This is a genomic window from Massilia sp. IC2-278 (assembly GCF_020708045.1).
Lineage (GTDB): Bacteria > Pseudomonadota > Gammaproteobacteria > Burkholderiales > Burkholderiaceae_D > Telluria.
Genome location: NZ_JAJFES010000005.1, coordinates 256,098 through 276,083 on the forward strand (window position 1 = coordinate 256,098; position 19,986 = coordinate 276,083).

The 19,986-nt window shown below is 60.0% G+C and carries 15 protein-coding genes; 5 read left to right on the forward strand and 10 right to left on the reverse strand.

Annotation, left to right across the window (positions count from 1 at the left end; translation table 11 throughout):
• Positions 1–27: 27 nt before the first annotated feature.
• From LK540_RS12885 to LK540_RS12910, 6 genes are read right to left on the reverse strand one after another with little or no spacing between them, the layout of a single operon-like run.
• Positions 28–1,503 (reverse strand): RNA polymerase factor sigma-54, encoded by a 1,476-nt coding sequence (locus LK540_RS12885; RefSeq protein ID WP_229437705.1) that lies wholly within the window; start codon positions 1,501–1,503, stop codon positions 28–30.
• A gap of 46 nt (positions 1,504–1,549) precedes the next feature.
• Positions 1,550–2,305, reverse strand: coding sequence for an LPS export ABC transporter ATP-binding protein (gene lptB / locus LK540_RS12890; RefSeq protein ID WP_229437789.1), 756 nt, complete (start codon positions 2,303–2,305; stop codon positions 1,550–1,552).
• Positions 2,306–2,310: 5 nt separating this feature from the next.
• On the reverse strand, positions 2,311–2,874 hold the full coding sequence (gene lptA, locus LK540_RS12895) for a lipopolysaccharide transport periplasmic protein LptA (RefSeq protein WP_229437706.1): 564 nt from the start codon (positions 2,872–2,874) through the stop codon (positions 2,311–2,313).
• Between the two features lie 40 nt (positions 2,875–2,914).
• Complete coding sequence (lptC, locus tag LK540_RS12900) at positions 2,915–3,511, reverse strand: LPS export ABC transporter periplasmic protein LptC (protein WP_229437707.1); 597 nt, start codon at positions 3,509–3,511, stop codon at positions 2,915–2,917.
• Between the two features lie 13 nt (positions 3,512–3,524).
• Complete coding sequence (locus LK540_RS12905; protein ID WP_229437708.1) at positions 3,525–4,058, reverse strand: HAD family hydrolase; 534 nt, start codon at positions 4,056–4,058, stop codon at positions 3,525–3,527.
• Positions 4,058–5,080, reverse strand: coding sequence for an SIS domain-containing protein (locus LK540_RS12910; RefSeq protein ID WP_374041359.1), 1,023 nt, complete (start codon positions 5,078–5,080; stop codon positions 4,058–4,060). Before LK540_RS12910 ends, LK540_RS12905 begins: the two co-directional genes overlap by 1 nt.
• A gap of 84 nt (positions 5,081–5,164) precedes the next feature.
• On the opposite strand from LK540_RS12910, the gene LK540_RS12915 reads away from it, so the two are divergent.
• Positions 5,165–7,144 carry a cation:proton antiporter gene (locus LK540_RS12915; RefSeq protein ID WP_229437710.1) on the forward strand — a complete coding sequence of 660 codons (1,980 nt, stop codon included), beginning with the start codon at positions 5,165–5,167 and terminating at the stop codon, positions 7,142–7,144.
• 1 nt (position 7,145) lies between these two features.
• On the opposite strand, the gene LK540_RS12920 is transcribed toward LK540_RS12915, so the two are convergent.
• The 4 genes from LK540_RS12920 to LK540_RS12935 all read right to left on the reverse strand — a co-directional run bounded on the left by LK540_RS12920 (position 7,146) and on the right by LK540_RS12935 (position 11,875).
• Positions 7,146–7,499 (reverse strand): DUF6404 family protein, encoded by a 354-nt coding sequence (locus LK540_RS12920; RefSeq protein WP_229437711.1) that lies wholly within the window; start codon positions 7,497–7,499, stop codon positions 7,146–7,148.
• Between the two features lie 254 nt (positions 7,500–7,753).
• Positions 7,754–8,872, reverse strand: a complete 1,119-nt coding sequence (locus LK540_RS12925) for a diguanylate cyclase (RefSeq protein ID WP_229437712.1) — start codon at positions 8,870–8,872, stop codon at positions 7,754–7,756.
• A gap of 98 nt (positions 8,873–8,970) precedes the next feature.
• The gene (locus LK540_RS12930) at positions 8,971–9,816 is read right to left on the reverse strand and encodes an MOSC domain-containing protein (protein ID WP_229437713.1); all 846 of its coding nucleotides are present in this window, start codon (positions 9,814–9,816) and stop codon (positions 8,971–8,973) included.
• A gap of 73 nt (positions 9,817–9,889) precedes the next feature.
• Positions 9,890–11,875, reverse strand: coding sequence for a PhoX family phosphatase (locus LK540_RS12935; protein ID WP_229437714.1), 1,986 nt, complete (start codon positions 11,873–11,875; stop codon positions 9,890–9,892).
• Positions 11,876–12,809: 934 nt separating this feature from the next.
• Here LK540_RS12935 and LK540_RS12940 point away from each other — a divergent pair.
• Genes LK540_RS12940 through LK540_RS12955 form a run of 4 tightly spaced genes read left to right on the forward strand, consistent with a single transcriptional unit; the run spans position 12,810 to position 19,954 of the window.
• Entirely contained in the window at positions 12,810–14,369 is a 1,560-nt protein-coding gene (locus LK540_RS12940; protein WP_229437715.1) for a type I restriction-modification system subunit M, read from the forward strand.
• Positions 14,366–15,595: a restriction endonuclease subunit S gene (locus tag LK540_RS12945; protein ID WP_229437716.1), complete on the forward strand. Its 1,230-nt coding sequence runs from the start codon at positions 14,366–14,368 to the stop codon at positions 15,593–15,595. Before LK540_RS12940 ends, LK540_RS12945 begins: the two co-directional genes overlap by 4 nt.
• A 1-nt stretch (position 15,596) precedes the next feature.
• Positions 15,597–16,859, forward strand: a complete 1,263-nt coding sequence (locus LK540_RS12950; RefSeq protein WP_229437717.1) for an AAA family ATPase — start codon at positions 15,597–15,599, stop codon at positions 16,857–16,859.
• Positions 16,856–19,954 carry an HsdR family type I site-specific deoxyribonuclease gene (locus LK540_RS12955; protein WP_229437718.1) on the forward strand — a complete coding sequence of 1,033 codons (3,099 nt, stop codon included), beginning with the start codon at positions 16,856–16,858 and terminating at the stop codon, positions 19,952–19,954. The genes LK540_RS12950 and LK540_RS12955 overlap by 4 nt, the downstream gene beginning before the upstream one ends.
• Positions 19,955–19,986 lie beyond the last annotated feature (32 nt).

Below are 19,986 nucleotides of genomic sequence, written 5' to 3' on the forward strand. Positions count from 1 at the left end.
CGCGCAAGGAACGCGTGGGCGCCGCCGTTACAAGGATTTGCGGAGACTGACTGGAGGAATTTTCAGTGCCTCACGGTATTTGGCAACCGTGCGGCGTGCGATGACCATTCCTTGTTCACCGAGCATTTCCGCGATCTTGCTGTCGGATAATGGGTTCCTGGGGTCTTCTGCTCCTGTCAGTTGCGCGATGAGAGCCCGGATCGCCGTCGAAGATGCTTCGCCCCCCGCTTCGGTGGCGACGTGGCTTCCGAAGAAATACTTCAGCTCAAACATGCCGTGCGGGGTCAGCATGAATTTCTGCGTGGTTACGCGAGAGATTGTGCTCTCGTGTAGGCCTAGTGTATCAGCTATCTCGCGAAGCACAAGGGGCCGCATGGCAACCGCGCCATGGCTGAAAAAGTTGCGCTGGCGCTCCACGATTGCTTCGGAAACACGCAGGATGGTATCGAAGCGCTGGCGCATGTTCTTGATCAGCCACTTCGCTTCCTGCAGCTGCGCGCTCATCTGCCCTTCGCCTTTCCCGCCCTTGAGCAGGGCCGCGTACATGTGGTTCACGCGCAGGCGCGGCATCACTTCGTGGTTCAGGGTCACGCCCCAGCCGCTCTTCGTTTTCCGGACAATAACGTCCGGAACCACGTAGTCCGAGGTGCTCGATGCGAACGCGGCGCCGGGATGCGGATTGCACTGGCGGATCACGGCCTGCGCTTCGCGCAGGTCTTCGTCGTCGCAGTCGAGCGCCTTTTTCAGCTTGTTGAATTCGCGCTGGGCGAACCAGGTCAAATACCCTTCGACGATCTTCAGCGCGGTGCGCCGCGTCACCAGCGGCACACCCGGCATGCGGCGGATCTGCAGGGCCAGGCATTCGGCCGCGCTGCGCGCCCCCACGCCCACCGGATCGAGACTCTGGATGAGCGCCAGTGCGCAGCGCAGTTCGTCCATCTCGACCTCGAGTTCCTGCGGCAGGCGCGCGTGGATCTCGTCGAGCTGTTCTTCCAGGTAGCCGTTGTCGTCGATGGCGTCGATCACCAGCTCGGCCAGCGCGCGGTCGCGCACATTCAGGTTCGTCACGCGCACCTGTTCCGACAGGTGTTCGCGCAGCGTCACGCCGCCGGCTTCCAGCTGCGGGCGGCCGTCTTCGTCTTCGCCGTTGCCCGAGGCGCGGCCGGTGTCGCCCCAATCCGCATCGGACTCGCCGTGTTCATGGTCGCCGCCGCCGTCGAGTCCTTCGGGTGCGTCGGCGCTGGCCGGCGCACCCGCTTCGTTCGATGGCGCGGCCGGCGCTTCGCCCTGTGCCGGCGCGCTGTTGATGGCGCCGTCGGCCAGCAGGCGCACCGACCGGTCGAGCGGATCGTCGAGCCGCTCCAGCAAGGGATTGTCGGATAGGATCTGCTCGATTTCCTGGTGCAGTTCGAGCGTGGACAGCTGCAGCAGGCGGATCGATTGCTGGAGCTGCGGCGTCAGGGCCAGGTGCTGCGATGTCCGGAGTTGCAGGGATTGTTTCATCGATTCTTACTGTTCAACTGCGGTTCAAAGCGGTGTCGTTACGCGATTACATGCGGAAGTGCTCGCCCAGGTAGACGCGGCGCACCGACTCGTCGGCGATGATGTCGTCGGGGCGGCCCGAGGCCAGCACGGCGCCCTGGTTGATGATGTAGGCGCGGTCGCAGATACCGAGGGTTTCGCGCACGTTGTGGTCGGTGATCAGGACCCCGATGCCGCGCTCCTTCAGGAAGCGCACGATGCGCTGGATCTCGATCACGGCGATCGGGTCGACGCCGGCAAACGGTTCGTCGAGCAGCACGAAACGCGGATTGGTGGCCAGCGCGCGCGCGATCTCCACGCGGCGCCGTTCGCCGCCCGACAGCGACAGCGCCGGGTTCTCGCGCAGCTTCTCGATCTGCAGTTCGGCCAGCAGCGAATCGAGGCGCTCGTTGATGGCGTCCTTCGAGAGCGGCTTGCCGTCGTCGTTGCGCTGCAGTTCCAGCACGGCGCGGATGTTGTCCTCGACCGTCAGCTTGCGGAACACCGAGGCTTCCTGCGGCAGGTACGACAGGCCCAGCACCGCGCGCCGGTGGATCGGCAGGCTGGAGATGTCGGTGCCGTTGATCTCAATGGCGCCGGCATCCGACGGCACCAGGCCGACGATCATGTAAAACGAGGTGGTCTTGCCGGCGCCGTTCGGGCCGAGCAGGCCGACGACCTCGCCGCAGCCCACTTCCAGCGACACGTCGCGCACCACCAGGCGCTTGCCGTAACTTTTCTGCAGCCCCCGCACGACCAGGGTGCTGCCTGCGCTTGCTCCCATCATGCTCATTTCCCCGCCGGCGCTGGTGCCGCTGCGGGCGTGGTCCTGCGCGGCGCGATGATCAGGGTGCCGCGTCCGCCGCCCACCTTGCTTTCGCCGCTGGCGTCATTGCGCACGGCCGCCACTTCCTTGCGGTTATCGTAGGAGATGAAGGGGCCGTTCAGTTCATTCGTCAGGCGCCCGTCTTCCAGCTCGCGCACGGTCGCCTTCGAGAACAGCTTCACCAGTTCTTGGCGCTCGTCGTACTCGATGCGCTCGGCCTGGCCTTCGATCCACAGGTTGTTGCCGCCGTCGCGTTTCTGGCGGAAGGTGGCCACGTGTCCCGGACCCGACGTGAGCGTGATGCTCATGTAGCCTTCCGGCGTTTCCTTGACCAGGGCGCGGTCCGACTTCATGGTGAGCGTGCCGCGCGTGAGGACGACATTGCCGGTCAGGATGCGGGTCTGGGTGACTTCGTCGAAGTCGGCCGAATCGAAATTGACGACGGCTTCCTTGAGCGAGTCGGCACGCTCGGCCAGGGCCGACAGCGACAGCAGCGAGAGGACGGCGGCAGCGAGGATGTTTTTCATATTGATGGCTGGTTCCTAATTTTTGGGGTCAGCAGCGGGGTCAGGGCTGGCGCGGCGGATACACGATCTGGCCGCGGCCGAGGTGCAGCTTCTGGGTCGGATTCTCGGCCACCAGGCCGATGCTCTTCACCGTCGAGGCACCCAGCGTCATGTCGACCGGACGGTCGGTCTTGACGATCTCCTCGTCGGCCAGCACGGTCAGCGCATCGGTGCGTGCGCGCAGCCCTTCCGAGCCTGGCGTGGCCGGGCGCACGATGTCGACGTTGTCCATCAGTTCGACCCGGTTTTCCTGGTGGTGGATCTGGGCGCGGTCGGCATGCATGGTCATGCGCGGGCGGCCCGGCGCCATGCTCTCGACCACTGGTTTACTCACTTCCGAGACGTCGGTCACCGGATGGTGGGCCAGGCGCGCGCCCGACACCACGTAGCGCGGCTGGCCGGTCGGCGTCATGCGCACGAAGCTGAAGTTCTCGACGATGTAGTCGGGTTCGTTCCCGGCATTCCCGGCGCTGGCGTCGTCGTCGGCCTGCATCGCCTGCAGCAGCCAGAAGCTGCCAAAGGCGAAGAACACGGCGGTGAGCATCAGCGCCAGCAGGCGCCAGCGGTGCGAGGTACGGCGGTTGTGGAGGGTTGCCATGCGTTTGAAGAATTCAGGCGAAATACGGCGCGAGCGCCTGTTCGTAGGTGCCCTGGGCGCGCATCACCAGGTCGCAGACTTCGCGCACGGCGCCGCGCCCGCCCGGCGCTTTCGTCACGTAATGCGCGCGGTACTGCACTTCCGGGTGCCCGCTCGGCACGGTGACGGCAAAGCCGACCTTGCTCAGCAGCGGCATGTCGATCACGTCGTCGCCGATGTAGCCGCATTCCTCGGCGGTGACGCCGGTCTGCGCCAGCAGCTCGGCAAAGGCCACGCGCTTGTCGTGGAAGCCCTGCCAGACGTGGTTGATGCCCAGGTCCTTCGCGCGCGCGTTGACGATCGGCGACTTGCGCGCGCTGATGATGGCGGTCTGCACGCCGGTCTTTTGCAGCAGCTGGATGCCCAGGCCGTCGAGGACGTTGAAGGTCTTGGTGACTTCGCCGTCCGGACCATAGGTCAGGCTGCCGTCGGTCAGGATGCCATCGACGTCGAAGATCATGACCTTGATGCGCGCAGCGCGCTGGGTATGTGCGAGAGGAGTCACCATCAGATTACCTTTGCGCGGGTCAGGTCGTGGATGTGCAGGGCGCCGACCAGCTTGCCCTCGCCGTCGACCACCAGCATCTGGTTGATGCGGAATTCTTCCATGATCGCCACCGCGTCCACGGCCAGCTGTTCCGGCTGCACGGTGCGCGGGTTGGCATGCATGACGTCGCGGATGACGATGTTCGAGAAGTCCTGCACGCGCTCGATCAGGCGGCGCAAGTCGCCGTCGGTGAACACGCCGATCGGGCGCTTGTCGGCATCGACGACCGCGGTCATGCCCATGCCCTTCTGGCTCACCTCCAGCAGGGCCTGGGCCAGCGGCGCGTCGGGACTCACGGCAGGCACGGCCTCGCCGCTGCGCATCACGTCGCGCACGTGGGTCAGCAGGCGGCGGCCGAGGGCCCCGCCCGGGTGCGAGCGTGCGAAGTCTTCTTCACGGAAGCCGCGGGCGTCGAGCAGGGCCACGGCCAGGGCGTCGCCCAGGGCCAGCGTGACGGTGGTGCTGGCGGTCGGCGCCAGGTTCATCGGGCAGGCTTCCTTCGCCACCGAGATGTCGAGGTGGACGTCGCTGAGTTGCGCCAGGCGCGACTGCGGCTTGCCGGTCATGGCGATCAGGGGCGTGCCCATGCGCTTGACGACGGGCAGGATGTCCATCAGCTCCGAGGATTCGCCGGAATTCGAGATCGCAATGAAGACGTCCTGCGACGTCACCATGCCGAGGTCGCCGTGGGCGGCTTCGCCCGGATGCACGAACATGGCCGGGGTGCCGGTCGAGGCCAGGGTGGCGGCGATCTTGCGCGCGATGTGGCCGGACTTGCCCATGCCCGACACCACCACGCGGCCGGTGCAGGCGTACAGCACGGCCACGGCGCGCACCAGGGAATCGTCAGCGTCGAGGCGGTCGTGCAGAGCCCTGACGGCGTCGGCTTCGATGGCGAGGGTCTCGCGGGCCAGGGCCATTACCCGGCGCGATGCGTTCTCGTCAAAACTGTTCTGCATTGTTTTTTCATCGGTTACACTCATTCCCGAAGTATAAACGAATTGCGTAAGCAAAAAACTTGCCAGACGTATCGAACAACGCACATTGCGACAAAAACATATTTACGCATGGCATCCGGACTCGAACTGACCCTCCTCCTGCTCGGCAGCGCGGTGCTGGGCGTGGTGGCCTTCCGCTCGCTGCACCTGCCGCCCATGCTGGGCTACCTCGCCGTCGGCGTATTGATTGGCCCGCACGCCCTGGGCCTGGCCGCCGAAACCGCCTCCACCCACGCCCTGGCCGAATTCGGCGTCGTGTTCCTGATGTTCTCGATCGGGCTGGAATTTTCGCTGGCCCAGCTGCGCGCGATGCGGCGCATCGTGTTCGGGCTCGGCATGGCGCAGGTGGTGCTGACGATTGTCGCCGCCATGCTCGGCGCCCTGCTGTTCTCGATGTGGATGCCGTCGCTGGCCATCAGCTGGCAAGCTTCCTTCGCATTGGGCGGGGCGCTGGCCATGTCGTCCACGGCGATCGTCGTGAAGCTGCTCACCGAGCGCCTGGAACTGGAAAGCGAACATGGACGGCGCATCATCGGCATCCTGCTGTTCCAGGACCTGGCCGTGGTGCCGCTGCTGATCCTGATTCCCTCGCTGGCCAGGAACCCGGAAGACCTGGCCGCCACCCTGGCCTGGGCCGGCCTGAAAGCGGCCTTGGTGCTGGCGCTGCTGCTGTTCTTCGGCCAGAAGCTGATGCGCAGCTGGTTCACGATCGTGGCCAAGCGCCGCTCGCAGGAGCTGTTCATGTTGAACCTCCTGCTGGTGACGCTGGGCGCGGCCTGGATCACCGAGCGCGCCGGGCTGTCGCTGGCGCTCGGCGCATTCGTCGCCGGCATGCTGATCTCCGAGACCCAGTTCAAGCACCAAGTGGAAGAAGACATCAAGCCTTTCCGCGACGTGCTGCTCGGCCTGTTCTTCATCACCATCGGCATGCTGCTGAATTTGCGGCTGGTGCTGGAGCACTGGTGGCTGGTGCTGGCCTTATTGGTGCTGCCGGTGCTGCTGAAATTTGCGCTGATCGCGCTGCTGGCCAAGGCCTTCGGTTCCTCGGACGGGGTGTCGATGCGCACCGGCCTCGCGCTGGCGCAGGCCGGCGAGTTCGGCTTCGTGCTGCTGAATCTGGCCTCGGGTTCGAAGCTGATCGATCCCTTCCTGATGCAGCTGGTGCTGGCCTCGATGGTGCTGTCGATGCTGGTCGCGCCCTTCGTCATCGCCAACTCGGACAAGATCGTGATGAAGATCGCCTCGAACGAATGGATGATGCAGTCGCTGCAGCTCACGCAGCTGGCGAGCCGCACGATGGCGGCGCAGAAGCACGTGATCCTGGCCGGCTTCGGGCGCAGCGGGCAAAGCGTGGCCACCCTGCTCTCCGACGAAAAGCTGCCCTGGTATGCGCTGGATCTCGATCCGGAGCGGGTGCAGGAAGCGCAGGCGGCGGGGTCGAACGTGTCGTATGGCGATGCGGGGCGGCGCGAAGCCCTGATCGCGGCCGGCATCAACCGCGCCAGTGCATTGGTGATCACCTTTGCCGACACGCGCGCGGCGCTGAAGGTGCTGCACCTGGTGCACGAGCTGGCGCCCTCGCTGCCGGTGATCGTGCGCAGCCATGACGACAGCGACCTGGAGGTGCTGCGCATGGCCGGGGCCACCGAGGTGGTGCCGGAAGCGCTGGAGAGCAGCCTGATGCTGGCCTCGCACGCGCTGGTGGTGGTCGGCGTGCCGCTGCGGCGCGTGGTGCACCGCGTGCAGAGCGCGCGCGACGAACGCTATGCCTCGATGCGCGGCTACTTCCACGGCGCCAGCGACGTCACCGACGATCCGGAACACATGTACGTGCGCCTGCATTCGGTGGTGCTGGGCGAGGATGCCAAGGCGGCCGGCTGCCGGCTGGGTGAACTCGGGCTGGACGAACTGGGGGCCGAGGTAACCGGCATCCGCCGTGCGCGCATGCGCGTGGAGCCGCTGGCCGAGACGGTGCTGCAGGCGGACGACGTGGTGGTGCTGCGCGGCTCGGCCGATGCGGTGACGCGGGCCGAGGGACGCTTGCTCTAGCTTAGGCGCCCAGCGATTCCCAGGTTGGGAGGCCGTGCTTCTTTTTGCTCCAGGCGAAAACGCTGGCCATGATCAGGCCGTAGACCAGGCCGCAGATCACGGTGGCCAGCAGGGCCACTGCCGGATCGGTGCCTTCCTTGCGCCAGTTGAACAGCCACATGATAAGGGCCCAGATGGGAGCGAACCAGAGGCCGCAGAAGAAAGTGGTGCGCCAGAAGGTTTCGAAATGCAGGGGCCGCACCTGCATGCCGAGGCGGCGGAACAGGCGGATGTGGGCCGGCTCGGAGCTGGCCTGGGGGATGCCTTTGCGGTTCAGGACGGCAATGGCGCGTTTGCGGCGTTCGTCGAAGGTCATATGGGTTTCGTGGTCGTTGACTGCTGACGATACGATGTCAACCGCTTCGCGTCAATGACTGCGCCCCTGGAGGTTCGTAGGGTGGACCGGGCCGCGCAAGGCACCTGTGTCCACGCGGTTGTGCTGTCGCGCACCGCAATGTCATCGGTATTGTTATCCGATGACGAGACGGTCTCGGCCGCTCCGCGATCAATGATCGACAGGGACGCGCAGCACCGCGTGGGCACAGGTGCCCACCCTACAAAAGCAACAGCTCAGCTTGCGGTGACCACGCGGTTGCGCCCGGATTCCTTGGCCTGGTACAGCGCCACATCCGCCTGCCCCACCAGTTGCTGGGCCACGCTTTCGATCGGGTGCTCGCGGTCGACGTCCTCCAGGGCGGCCACGCCGATCGATACCGACACGTCGAGCAGCACGCCGTCGGCCAGGTCGACCGGTGTGCCGGCCACGCTGGAGCGGATGCGTTCGGCCACGAGCGCGGCGGCCGGCAGGTTGGCGTCGACCAGCAGCACCACGAATTCCTCGCCGCCGTAGCGCGCCAATGCGTCGGACAGGCGCAGTTCGGTCTTGATGCGGGTGGCGACTTCGCGCAGGACTTCGTCGCCGGCCTGGTGCCCAACCTTGTCGTTGACAAGCTTGAAAAAATCGACGTCGATGAACATGCACGACACCGCATACTCCTGGCGCCGCGCGCGGGCGATTTCTTCCAGCAGGCGCCGGTCGATGTAGCGGCGGTTGTAGACGCCGGTCAGCGGGTCGGTCAGGCCGATGTACTTCAGCATCTCGTTGCTGATCACGTTTTCCAGGCAGATGGCGATGATCGAGGCCATGTGCTCGATGAAGTCGGTCGCCATGCTTGCCGTGAAGCGCTGCGGGTCGCGGCTGCCCAGGTTCAGGCTGCCGATCAGGCGCTTGTTGCGCAGCAGCGGCACGCGCGCCACGCTGGCCAGCCTGCCGCCCGCGTGCGGGAACATGCTGCGGTGCTGCGCCGTGTCGAAGGAACCGAGGCGCGGGCGCGGCGGGGCGCCGTCGATGTGCTGGAAGCCGAGTTCCACCGCATGCTCGACGAACAGCAGATCGGCCAGCGGCTCGAAGTCCACGCCCAGCTTGTGCATCACGGTATAGATGTCGGCGTCGGCGTCGAGCAGCGCCAGCGTCACCGCGTCGAGTTCGGAAATCACGGGCAGCAGGCGGAAGATGGTGCCTACCAGTTCCTGGAAGGTCGAGGCGCCGACGATTTCGAGGTCGAAGGCCTGGTGCCGGCACATGATGTCGTGGTTACGCTCGGCCTGTTCGACCAGGTAGGCCATGTGCGCGCGCAGGGCTTCGTTTTCGGCAATCAGGTCGCGCGGCGTCGCGTCCGGCAGGTGCATGACATTCCTTTCAGCAATAGCCGTTACATTACGCGATACGTGCCCGCTTGAAAACGAAAAACCGGCGATTCCCCTTCGGCGCCGCCCCTTGCGCGGCCTTAAAACGACAAAGCGATGTCGAGTTCCTGGCCAACCCGCAGCAGGCCGCCCGCGCCGTCCGCCACGATGCAGTTCATGCCGACGCAGACGGCGCCGTCGAGAATCGCCTTGCTGCGCCAGGATTGCAGGATGTCGAGCGGGTCGGGGCCGGGGATGCCGGTGGCCTGGTCGACCGCCGGAATCGGGCAGCGCGCGCAGGGTTTCACCGGTTTGACCAGCACGTCGCCGGCGCGCAGCGACTCGGTGTAGTCCTCCTCGAAGGGGTCCGTGCCGTCGACCACCAGGTTCGGGCGGAAGCGGTCCATCGGCAAGGCGGCGCGCCCGGCGGCCAGCATGCGTGCGTTGATCTCGTCGAGGGCGGAACTGCCGATCAGCAGCAGCGGGTAGGCGTCGGCAAAACGCGCGCTCGAGGCCGCGCCGCCGGTCCATGTGGTGCTTGTCGGACGGTCGAGGCCGGGCAGGAAGCGCACCAGGCGGCAGGCGCCGCCCAGCGTTTGCTGGAACCAGCTTGCCGCCGCGTCGCCGCAGTCGGCGGCGTCGACCACATCGTCCCAGATCTGCACGCGCAGGGTGGCCGCAGCGGCTTGCCGGGCCAGCGGCAGCTGCAGCGGCGGCATGCCGGGGGCGGTGACCACCAGCGTCGCCCCCTCGACGCGCGGGACGATGGTGGCCATGCGCGGATACTCGCGCTGGGTCAGGAACTGGCCATCGGGCGTGACCAGCATCCACTCACGGTCGTGCACGCCTTGCGCGGACAAGCCGGAGAAGGTGGCTGCCGCCTCCTTTACCGCCATGCCGGCGCAGGACTTGATCGGATACAGGATGAGCTGGGAAAGGATGGCCATGTGCCGCGTCGGTGCGTCTATCTGAAAGGCCGACAGTATCGCACCGAATGCGGCAAACGTCAGGCGGCAAACATCAGGCGGCGGGCTTGGCCATGCGCATCTGGCCGGAATCGGCCGTCAGGTAGCCGACCGCGGAGCCGAACTTGTCCTTGTAGTTGGCGCGCAGCAGCGGGTCGAGCGTGGTCTTGACCACGTTGTGGATGCCGCCCCAGTCGCCCGCGTGCTGGAAGTTACTCATGATGTAAGTCCAGCCGTTGATGTCGTCGACCGCGTGCAGGCCGGTCGATTCGCCGCCGGCCGGGATCGACATGATGCGGGTGAGCTGGCGCGAGTCGACGTTGTAGGCCCACAGGAAGTTGTTGACGTGCTGGCCGCTGTCTTCGCCGATGAACAGGGTGCGCATCTTTTCCGAGAACTTCAGGTTGTCCGGATTGGCGATGCGGTTCGGGTTGCCGGTGTTACCGAGGGCGTCGGCGGCGATGTCTTCGCCCGCCAGCAGGGCCTTGATATCGACCGGCATCCACTCGCTGGCAATCGCCGCGCCGCCCAGGTCCTTCTGGCCGCCCTTCAGGTTCAGCGCCATCACCGCGCCGGCATTGAGCGCCTTCGGGATCGACACGCCGTTGCCCGGCACGTTCAGGCGCTCGCCGGCCACCATCGAGGACTGGCAGTTCTGCAGGGCCGAGTAGGCGATCTTGTCGCGTGCGTTGACGGTCGTGCCTTCCATCTTGGTGAAGCCCATCGAGGCGCCGACGAACGAGGCGTAGCGGTGGGTCTCGAGGAAGGCGGCGGCCTTTTCCATGCCCGGTACCAGCTTGATCCATTCGATGGCGCCGTTCGCGGTCACCTTCTTGTACGAGGCGTCCTGCGGGTCGCTCGTGCGCACGTCCATGATGTCGGTAGGCTTGAGGGACATGGCCAGCTGGCGGATCTCGGCGCTGGTGGCCGAGCCGAGCTTGATCCAGGTGAGCGGCGCGGCGGTGGTGGCGGCCGGGTCGATCGAGAAGCCGGCGCCGACCTTGGCCACGTACAGGGTGCCCGACGACAGGTCTTTTTCCTTGTCGGCGACGAACACGAAGTAGCCGCTGTTGGTGGCGTCGTCACCCATTAGCACGGTGCGCTGGTCCGGCATCACCTGCACCAGCTCGTGCGAGATGCGGCCCATGCAGTAGTGCTTCTTGATCGAGGCGGTGCCGTCCGGGTTGACGGTGACTTCCGGCATGTGGCCGTAGTGGTAGGGATTGGCGGTGGTCTCGCTGCCGTACAGGTTCTTGCTGAAGGCCCTGAACTGGGCGTCGGTGGCGGCGGTGAACGCGTTCGGTTCGTACTCTTCGCTCGACAGGTGGGTGCCCCATGGCGACAGGCTGGCGCCGCAGGTGATCCACAGGCCTTCGACGCTCGAGGTGTCGACGTTGTGGTATTTCACGAGCGTGAGTTTGCCGGTGCTCTGGTCCTGGTCCAGGGTCAGCACGGCGATCGGCGACGGCAGGCGGCCGTACATGCTGGTGCGGCCGTCCTGGGCGTAAGTGGCGTACTCGAACTGCACCACGGCGAACACGGGTTTACCCTTCACGCCCGGCACGCTGGCGTTCGGCACGGTCAGCAGCGAGGTGCCGTCCGGCGAATCCGAGAAGAACTGGCGCTCCTTGCCGGCGACGGTGGTGTCGATGATCGGCTGGTTGCGGATGTTGTAGTAGCCGCCGGCCAGCACGGTGCCGCCGGCGCCGTTCGGGACCATGTCGCCGGTGATGAAGAAAGGCTTGTACGACAGCTTGAAATCCATCTTGCTGGTGTCGCTGAAGTTGACCGTCATGGTCGAGCCGACCGAAGTGGTGGCCATGGCGGCGGCATCGGCCAGGGTCGGGGCGGCCATGCCGCTGAACGAGACGCTGGCGAAGGTGGCGACCGACGCCGGCGGGTTGGCGCCGTACACGTCGTCGTTGTCGCCGCCGCAGCCGGCCAGCAGCGAGGTGGCGGCGAAACCGCTCAGGGGCAGCATGGGCGCGGCGCCGAGCAGGCGCAGCAGGCGGCGGCGGGACAGTTCAGGGGTCGAGGTCATGCGTCATCTCCAGTGGTGTGGGCACGGCGAGTGCCGTGCTGATGGAGGCGCAGAATAGAGGAGCTGTGTTTCGTGTTGATGACAGCTTGGCAGGAAGTCATCGGGCGCCCCGAACTGCCGGGCAAATGCCTGGTGGACGCAAGCGAAGGTGGGGCTGACAGCGCAAGCCGCGTTGCTCAAGCGAGCGCGGGCGATTACGCAGCGCACTGACGAACGCGACCTCCAGCTTCGCGCCTTCGCGCAGAGCACACAGCTTGAAGCGCAAGCCTTGATCAGGGAACTGGAAGCACGGGAAGCCCGAGTTCTGGCACTAGAGACGAAGCACGGTTTAAACGAGCCCGGCCTAGACTGAGGCGTGTGTCACCCGTCTGACAAGAGCGTATCTGCCTCATGCGGCATGGTACTAAAAATGCGTGCTGAATCGGATCTTAAGACGGCCCGTCGGTAACGGAACGAAGTTTCCAGGTGTTAAAATAGCAGGCCTAGAACGATCTGTATTGCCTTTCTCAGAGCGCCATCGACCTTTGAGCTGCACCGCTTGGCCGCTGGTCTTCAAGACCTGCGGCGCTACCCCAGGTCCGCCATCAGCGACATCTATCAGCGCGTCGGCGGCGAAATCCATCCTAAGCAAGTCAAGCGCACGCTGGAAGAGCTGATCGAGCGCGGGAAAGTCCGCTTGAAGGCCACAACCGCTGGTGGCGGTACTGGGCGGTAGCATGAGCAGTCGATCGGACAACCAACCTCTATCGTCGATAGATGATCGATTGACGCCGGGCGATATGTTGGAATCAGCCTGATGAATTAAGGACTCTATCAACCCAAAGCGAAGAAAGCCGGGAGATAGAAGGTGGCACCATAGCCGCAACAACCCATTTCCTCCAGCTCAAGCATCGAGCCTGAGCCGAACCCAACGAATCAAAACTGGACTTTAAAGATGACAAGCAACGAACAACGTGCCGCACTACAGCGCAAGATCTGGGATATCGCCAATGACGTCCGCGGTGCCGTCGATGGATGGGACTTTAAGCAATACGTGCTGGGCGCCCTGTTCTATCGCTTTATCAGCGAAAACTTCATCGACTACATCACCGGCGGCGACCCTGCCGTCAATTACGCCACCATGGCGGACGATGACGAAAACATCGCGGCCGCCAAAGACGACGCCATCAAGACCAAGGGATACTTCATATACCCCAGCCAGCTGTTTGTCAACATCGCGGCCAAAGCCAACACCAACGAGAGCCTGAACACCGATTTGGCCAACATCTTTGCTGCCATCGAAGCCTCCGCCAACGGCTACCCCTCCGAGCATGACATCAAAGGTCTATTTGCTGACTTCAACACCACTAGCAATCGCCTCGGCAACACCGTCAAAGACAAGAACGATCGTCTGGCCAAAGTGCTGAAACGCGTGGCTGAATTGGACTTCGGCGGCTTCGACGCCAGTCACATCGACCTGTTCGGCGATGCCTACGAATTCCTCATCTCCAACTACGCCGCCAACGCCGGCAAATCAGGAGGCGAGTTCTTCACACCACAGCAGGTATCCAAGCTGATTGCTCAGCTTGCCATCCACAAGCAAACCAGCATTAACAAGATCTATGACCCCGCCTGCGGCTCGGGCTCGCTGCTGCTCCAGGCTAAAAAGCAATTCGATGAGCACCTCATTGAAGACGGCTTTTTTGGGCAAGAAATCAATCACACCACGTATAACCTAGCGCGGATGAACATGTTCTTGCACAATGTGAACTACGATAAGTTCAACATCCAGTTGGGCAATACCCTGGAAGAGCCCCATTTCGCTGACGACCGGCCATTTGATGCCATCGTCTCCAACCCGCCGTATTCTGTGAAATGGATCGGCAGCGACGACCCCACGCTGATCAACGACGAACGCTTTGCCCCGGCCGGCGTGCTGGCCCCCAAATCCAAGGCCGACTTTGCCTTTGTGCTGCACGCACTTAACTATCTCTCAGCCAAGGGGCGTGCGGCCATTGTTTGTTTCCCCGGCATCTTCTACCGAGGCGGGGCGGAACAGAAGATTCGCCAATACTTGGTAGACAACAACTATGTAGAGAGCGTCATTTCGCTCGGGCCCAACCTGTTCTTTGGCACTACCATCGCCGTGAACATTCTGGTGCTGTCCAAACACAAAACCAACACCACCACCCAGTTCATCGACGCTAGCAGGCTGTTCAAGAAAGAAACCAATAACAACGTGCTGCTAGACGCGCACATCGACCAAATCATGAGGGTGTTCGATAGCAAAAAAAATGTCGATCACTTCTCCCAATCCGTACCGTTTGAGAACGTGGCAGCGAACGACTATAACCTCTCGGTCAGCAGCTATGTGGAAGCTAAGGATACCCGTGAGGTGGTAGACATTGCCCGACTCAATGCCGAGATGAAAACCACCGTTGTCAAGATCGATCAGCTTCGGAAAGATATTGATGCCATCATCAGAGAAATTGAAGTTGAGGAGTTGGGCGCATGACCGGAGTGAATTTCTTGGAAAAGTTGCTTGATGGGGCTGATGTGGAGTGGATGGCTCTTGGATCGCTTGCCCATATTGGTACAGGACGCTCTAATCGTAAGGATGAATCTGAAAACGGACCCCATCCTTTCTATGTTCGCTCTAAGAACATATTGAAATCAGACACCTTTGAATTTGATGAAGAGGCAATAATTATTCCCGGCGAGGGGGGTATTGGCGATATATTCCACTACGCAAACGGAAAATATGCCCTTCATCAGCGAGCATATAGGATTTGCCTTTCATCGGAAATCGTTAGTGCGAAGTTTGTGTATTACTTCATGCTATCTAGTTTCAAGCAATATATTCAGATGAAAAGCGTAGGGGCAACGGCCACTTCGATTAGAAAGCCCATGCTTGAAGACTTTCAAATTCCAGTCCCTTGCCCGAAAAACCCTAAGAAATCGCTTGAAATCCAAGCCAAAATCGTCTGCATATTGGACAACTTCACTAAACTCACCGCCCAGCTTACTACCGAGCTTACCGCCGAGCTTACGGCCCGTAAAAAACAATATAACCACTACCGCGACCATTTGTTGAGCTTTGAAAAGGGAGATGTTGAGTGGAAGCCCCTAGGAGAGATCGGTGAATTCATCCGTGGAAAAAGATTTACTAAGGCGGACTTTGTTGAAGACGGAATACCTGTAATACACTACGGTGAGATATACACCCGGTACGGCGCCTTCACAGGTCAAGCCTTTTCTCGGGTAAAGGGTGATCTTGCCAACTCATTGCGTTACGCAAGGCCAGGCGATGTTGTGATAGCAGGTGTTGGTGAGACTGTAGAGGAGGTCGGAAAGGCCGTCGCGTGGATTGGAACAGAGCAGGTAGCCATTCACGATGATAGTTACGCCTTTCGTCATCCCATGAATCCGAAATTTGTTTCTTATGTGATGCAAACCGCGGCATTTATTGAAGAGAAAGCTAAGCATGTTTCGCGCGGCAAGGTTAATAGATTGTTGATTAATGGCCTGGAGAAAGTCAAGATCCCTGTTCCGTTTCCGAATGATTCAGATAAATCTTTCGCGGAGCAGGCCCGAATCGTCGCCATACTTGACAAATTTGACGCGTTGACCAAGTCCATTCGCGAAGGCTTACCGCGTGAAATTGAGCTGCGCCAGAAGCAATACGAGTATTACAGAAATCTTCTACTGAGCTTTCCTAACCCAGAGGAGGTAGAGGTATAACATGGGAAAAACGCTAAAAGAAATCGCCCAGCAGCTGAGTACGTCCAAGACACTGCGGAAAATTGTCCCTGAAAGAACGAAGGTGGTAGAAGAGGTTAAGCCTCTTCCCAAGGTTCAACTCATCTATGCTTTTAATGGCACGGGCAAGACGCGCCTGTCACGCGAATTTAAAGAGTTGTTTCCTGCCGACACGGCAGATAAAGACACACAGCACTCTGAATTGGCGAGCAAGAAAATTCTTTACTACAGTGCATTCACCGAAGATTTGTTCTATTGGGATAATGATCTAACACTTGATGCCGAGCCAAAATTGTTAATCCATCCTAATTCGTTCACTCGATGGGTGCTGGAAGAGCAAGGCCAGGACCAGAACATCGTTACGAATTTTCAGCGTTACACCAATGACAAGCTCACGCCACGATTCAACGAAGAATATAAAACCAGAGACAGAGACGGGAATGAGGTAACAGTCAAAGCGTTTTCGGAGGTGACTTTCTCGCTGGCGGGCGGTAATGATGAACACACAGGAAATCTGAAAATTTCAAAGGGCGAAGAAAGTAACTTCATTTGGAGTATTTTCTACACCCTGCTCGAACAGGCGATTTTCACGTTGAACGATGTTCAGCCTGACTATCCTGAATCAACTCCGTTTGACAGTTTAGAATATGTGTTCGTTGACGATCCCGTCAGCTCTCTAGATGACAACCACTTGATTCAGTTGGCCGTAGACTTGGCACAACTTATTAAATCAAACGAGTCCGGTATTAAGTTCATCATCACGACGCATAACCCACTTTTCTTCAACGTGCTTTGTAACGAGTTCGGTAGCGATGAAAAGACTGAGCGCTACAGCTGGAAAACAAAATGGTTCAGCAAATCAAGATTGGAAAAAAATCCTGATGGCAGTCTCAATCTAGCAGAGCAGCCAAACGATTCTCCGTTCGCCTATCACCTTCACCTGATATCGCAACTTGAAGATGCCATAAAAAGCGGGCAAATTGAGAAATATCATTTTAACCTGCTCCGGAATATCCTCGAAAAGACGGCAACATTTCTCGGGTATAAAAGGTGGGAGCATCTTCTACCTGAAGCAGACGATGACTTACCTAATCCGTACGCAAAAAGAATTGTGAACTTCTCAAGCCATTCCAAGCACGCCGCTGAAGAAGTTCAACCGCTGAAGCCGGAAGAAAAAGAGCTTCTGGAGAAATTGGTTAAACACATTGTTGAGCGACATCGATTTTGGCAGGAAAAAACCACATGATCGAATATAACACTATCGCTGAGTCGAAAAATTTCGTTGTTCTAGACAAATACACCCAAGAGTGGAAAGTTGCAGAGAGCTACCAGAGCGAGGGAGATCTGGAGCGTGAATTCATTCAGGATTTGAGGAATCAAGGTTATGAACACTTGCTTGGCCTGAACACGCCCGAATCCTTGCTCGCAAATGTACGTGTACAGCTACAGGTGCTCAATAACGTACAGTTTGCTGACGGCGAATGGTTGCGCTTTGTCGAGACTTGGCTGGACAAACCCAGCGATGGAATTATCGAGAAAACTCGCAAAATTCACGACGACCATATCCACGATTTCGTTTTCGACGATGGTCGTATTCAGAACATCTACCTGCTGGACAAGAAAAACATTACCCGCAACAAAGTGCAGGTGATCAAGCAGTTTGAGCAGACCGGCAGTCACGCCAACCGATATGACGTGACGATTCTGGTCAATGGTTTGCCGCTAGTGCAGGTGGAGCTGAAGAAGCGCGGGGTGGCGATTCGCGAAGCATTTAACCAAGTACATCGCTATAGCAAAGAGAGCTTCAACAGCGAGCATTCCTTGTTCAAGTATTTGCAACTATTCGTCATCTCCAACGGCACAGACAGTCGTTACTTCGCCAACACCACGCAGCGCAACAAGAACAGCTTCGACTTCACCATGAACTGGGCGAAAGCGGACAACAGTCTGATCAAGGACCTGAAGGACTTCACTGCCACCTTCTTCCAGACGCACACCCTGCTCAATGTGCTGTTGCGCTATTCGGTCTTTGATGTTAGCAATACGTTGCTGGTAATGCGTCCGTACCAGATTGCTGCCACGGAACGCATTATGTGGAAGATCAAAAGCAGCCATCAGGCCAAGAACTGGAGCGGTACGGAAAGCGGTGGCTTTATCTGGCACACAACTGGTTCGGGCAAAACCCTGACCAGTTTCAAGGCGGCACGCCTGACCACGGAGCTGGATTTCATCGACAAAGTGTTCTTCGTGGTAGACCGCAAGGATCTGGACTACCAGACCATGAAGGAATACCAGCGCTTTTCACCGGACAGTGTGAATGGGTCGGACAGCACGGCGGGATTGAAGCGAAACCTGGAGAAGGACGACAACAAGATTGTTGTCACCACCATCCAGAAGCTCAACAACCTGATGAAGAGCGAGGCTGACTTGCCCATCTATGGCAAGCAAGTGGTGTTCATTTTTGATGAGTGCCATCGCAGCCAGTTTGGCGAAGCCCAGAAGAACCTGAAGAAGAAGTTCAAGAAGTTCTGCCAGTTTGGCTTCACCGGAACGCCCATCTTCCCGCAAAACGCCTTGGGCGCCGAAACCACCGCCAATGTGTTTGGCCGTGAACTGCATTCGTACGTGATCACCGATGCGATTCGCGACGAGAAAGTTCTGAAGTTCAAGGTGGACTACAACGATGTGCGCCCTCAGTTCAAGGCCATCGAAACCGAGAAGGACGAGAAGAAGCTGAGCGCGGCAGAGAACAAGCAAGCCCTGCTGCACCCTGACCGCATCCGTGAAGTCACCCAGTACATCCTGAATAACTTCCGGCAAAAGACCCATCGCCTGCATGCGGGCAACAAGGGCTTCAACGCCATGTTTGCAGTCAGCAGCGTGGATGCTGCCAAGCTGTACTACGAGTGCTTTAGGGAGCTCCAGAAGAACAGTGACAAGCCACTGAAGGTAGCCACCATCTTCTCGTTCGCTGCCAACGAGGAGCAGGATGCGATTGGCGATATCCGGGACGAAAGCTTTGATGTGGCCGCCATGAACAGTAGCGCCAAGGAGTTCTTGAGCGTGGCCATCGCCGACTACAACGCGCTGTTCAAAACCAACTTCAGCGTGGACAGCAATGGCTTTCAGAACTACTACCGCGACCTGGCCAAGCAGGTCAAAGCCAAGGAAATCGACCTGCTTATCGTGGTGGGTATGTTCCTGACGGGCTTTGATGCCCCCACGCTCAACACGCTGTTTGTCGACAAGAACCTGCGCTACCACGGTCTGATGCAGGCCTATTCACGCACCAACCGTATCTTTGACGCCACCAAGACCTTCGGCAACATCGTCACTTTCCGTGACCTGGAACAGGCGACTATCGGTGCCATCACCCTGTTCGGTGACAAGAACACCAAAAACGTGGTGCTGGAGAAGAGCTACAAGGAGTACATGGAAGGCTTCACCGATGCGACCACCGGTGAGGCGCGCCGAGGCTTCATGGATGTGGTGAAGGAACTGGAAGCACGCTTCCCGAATCCTGCTGCCATTGAGAAGGAGGCCGACAAGAAGGCATTCGCCAAGCTGTTTGGCGAGTACTTACGCGTGGAAAACGTGCTGCAGAACTATGACGAGTTCGCCAGCCTGAAGGAGTTGCAAACCATAGATATGGCCGACTCGGCTGCGGTGGAGGCGTTCAAGGCAAAGCACTATCTCAGCGATGGCGATCTGACTTCGCTGCAAGCCATCACGCTCCCAGCCGAGCGGAAGGTTCAGGACTATCGCTCAACCTACAACGATGTACGCGACTGGCTGCGCCGTGAGAAGGCGGGGGCCGAGAAGGAGAAGTCCACCATCGACTGGGATGACGTGGTTTTTGAGGTGGACCTGCTCAAGTCGCAAGAAATCAATCTGGACTACATCCTGGAGCTGATCTTTGAGCACAACAAAAAGATCAAGAGCAAGTCGGAACTGGTGGATGAAGTGCGCCGGGTGATTCGAGCAAGCCTCGGCAACCGCGCGAAAGAAAGCCTGCTGGTCGACTTCATCAACCAGACCGATCTCGACAAGATCGGCGACAAGGCCAGTGTGATCGACGCTTTCTTCACCTTTGCACAAGCAGAGCAACAACGTGAAGCGCAGGAGTTGATCAGCACCGAGAACCTCAACCTAGAGGCCGCCAAGCGATACATCACCAATTCACTCAAGCGGGAGTTCGCCAGCGAGAACGGCACTGAGCTTAATGCGCTCCTGCCCAAGATGAGCCCATTGAACCCTCAGTTCAAGGTTAAGAAGCAGACTGTCTTTCAGAAGGTCGCTGCCTTTGTTGAGAAGTTCAAGGGTGTGGGTGGGCAGGTCTAAGGTTGTAGCTAGCCAATCGTCGAGGACGGCAG

Excerpts from the sequence above, each read along its gene's own strand:
- LK540_RS12885 (WP_229437705.1), bottom strand. The coding sequence starts at position 1,503 with ATGAAACAATCCCTGCAACTCCGGACATCGCAGCACCTGGCCCTGACG.
- lptB (WP_229437789.1), bottom strand. The coding sequence starts at position 2,305 with ATGGGAGCAAGCGCAGGCAGCACCCTGGTCGTGCGGGGGCTGCAGAAA.
- lptA (WP_229437706.1), bottom strand. The coding sequence starts at position 2,874 with ATGAAAAACATCCTCGCTGCCGCCGTCCTCTCGCTGCTGTCGCTGTCG.
- lptC (WP_229437707.1), bottom strand. The coding sequence starts at position 3,511 with ATGGCAACCCTCCACAACCGCCGTACCTCGCACCGCTGGCGCCTGCTG.
- LK540_RS12905 (WP_229437708.1), bottom strand. The coding sequence starts at position 4,058 with ATGGTGACTCCTCTCGCACATACCCAGCGCGCTGCGCGCATCAAGGTC.
- LK540_RS12910 (WP_374041359.1), bottom strand. The coding sequence starts at position 5,080 with ATGAGTGTAACCGATGAAAAAACAATGCAGAACAGTTTTGACGAGAAC.
- LK540_RS12915 (WP_229437710.1), top strand. The coding sequence starts at position 5,165 with ATGGCATCCGGACTCGAACTGACCCTCCTCCTGCTCGGCAGCGCGGTG.
- LK540_RS12920 (WP_229437711.1), bottom strand. The coding sequence starts at position 7,499 with ATGACCTTCGACGAACGCCGCAAACGCGCCATTGCCGTCCTGAACCGC.
- LK540_RS12925 (WP_229437712.1), bottom strand. The coding sequence starts at position 8,872 with ATGCACCTGCCGGACGCGACGCCGCGCGACCTGATTGCCGAAAACGAA.
- LK540_RS12930 (WP_229437713.1), bottom strand. The coding sequence starts at position 9,816 with ATGGCCATCCTTTCCCAGCTCATCCTGTATCCGATCAAGTCCTGCGCC.
- LK540_RS12935 (WP_229437714.1), bottom strand. The coding sequence starts at position 11,875 with ATGACCTCGACCCCTGAACTGTCCCGCCGCCGCCTGCTGCGCCTGCTC.
- LK540_RS12940 (WP_229437715.1), top strand. The coding sequence starts at position 12,810 with ATGACAAGCAACGAACAACGTGCCGCACTACAGCGCAAGATCTGGGAT.
- LK540_RS12945 (WP_229437716.1), top strand. The coding sequence starts at position 14,366 with ATGACCGGAGTGAATTTCTTGGAAAAGTTGCTTGATGGGGCTGATGTG.
- LK540_RS12950 (WP_229437717.1), top strand. The coding sequence starts at position 15,597 with ATGGGAAAAACGCTAAAAGAAATCGCCCAGCAGCTGAGTACGTCCAAG.
- LK540_RS12955 (WP_229437718.1), top strand. The coding sequence starts at position 16,856 with ATGATCGAATATAACACTATCGCTGAGTCGAAAAATTTCGTTGTTCTA.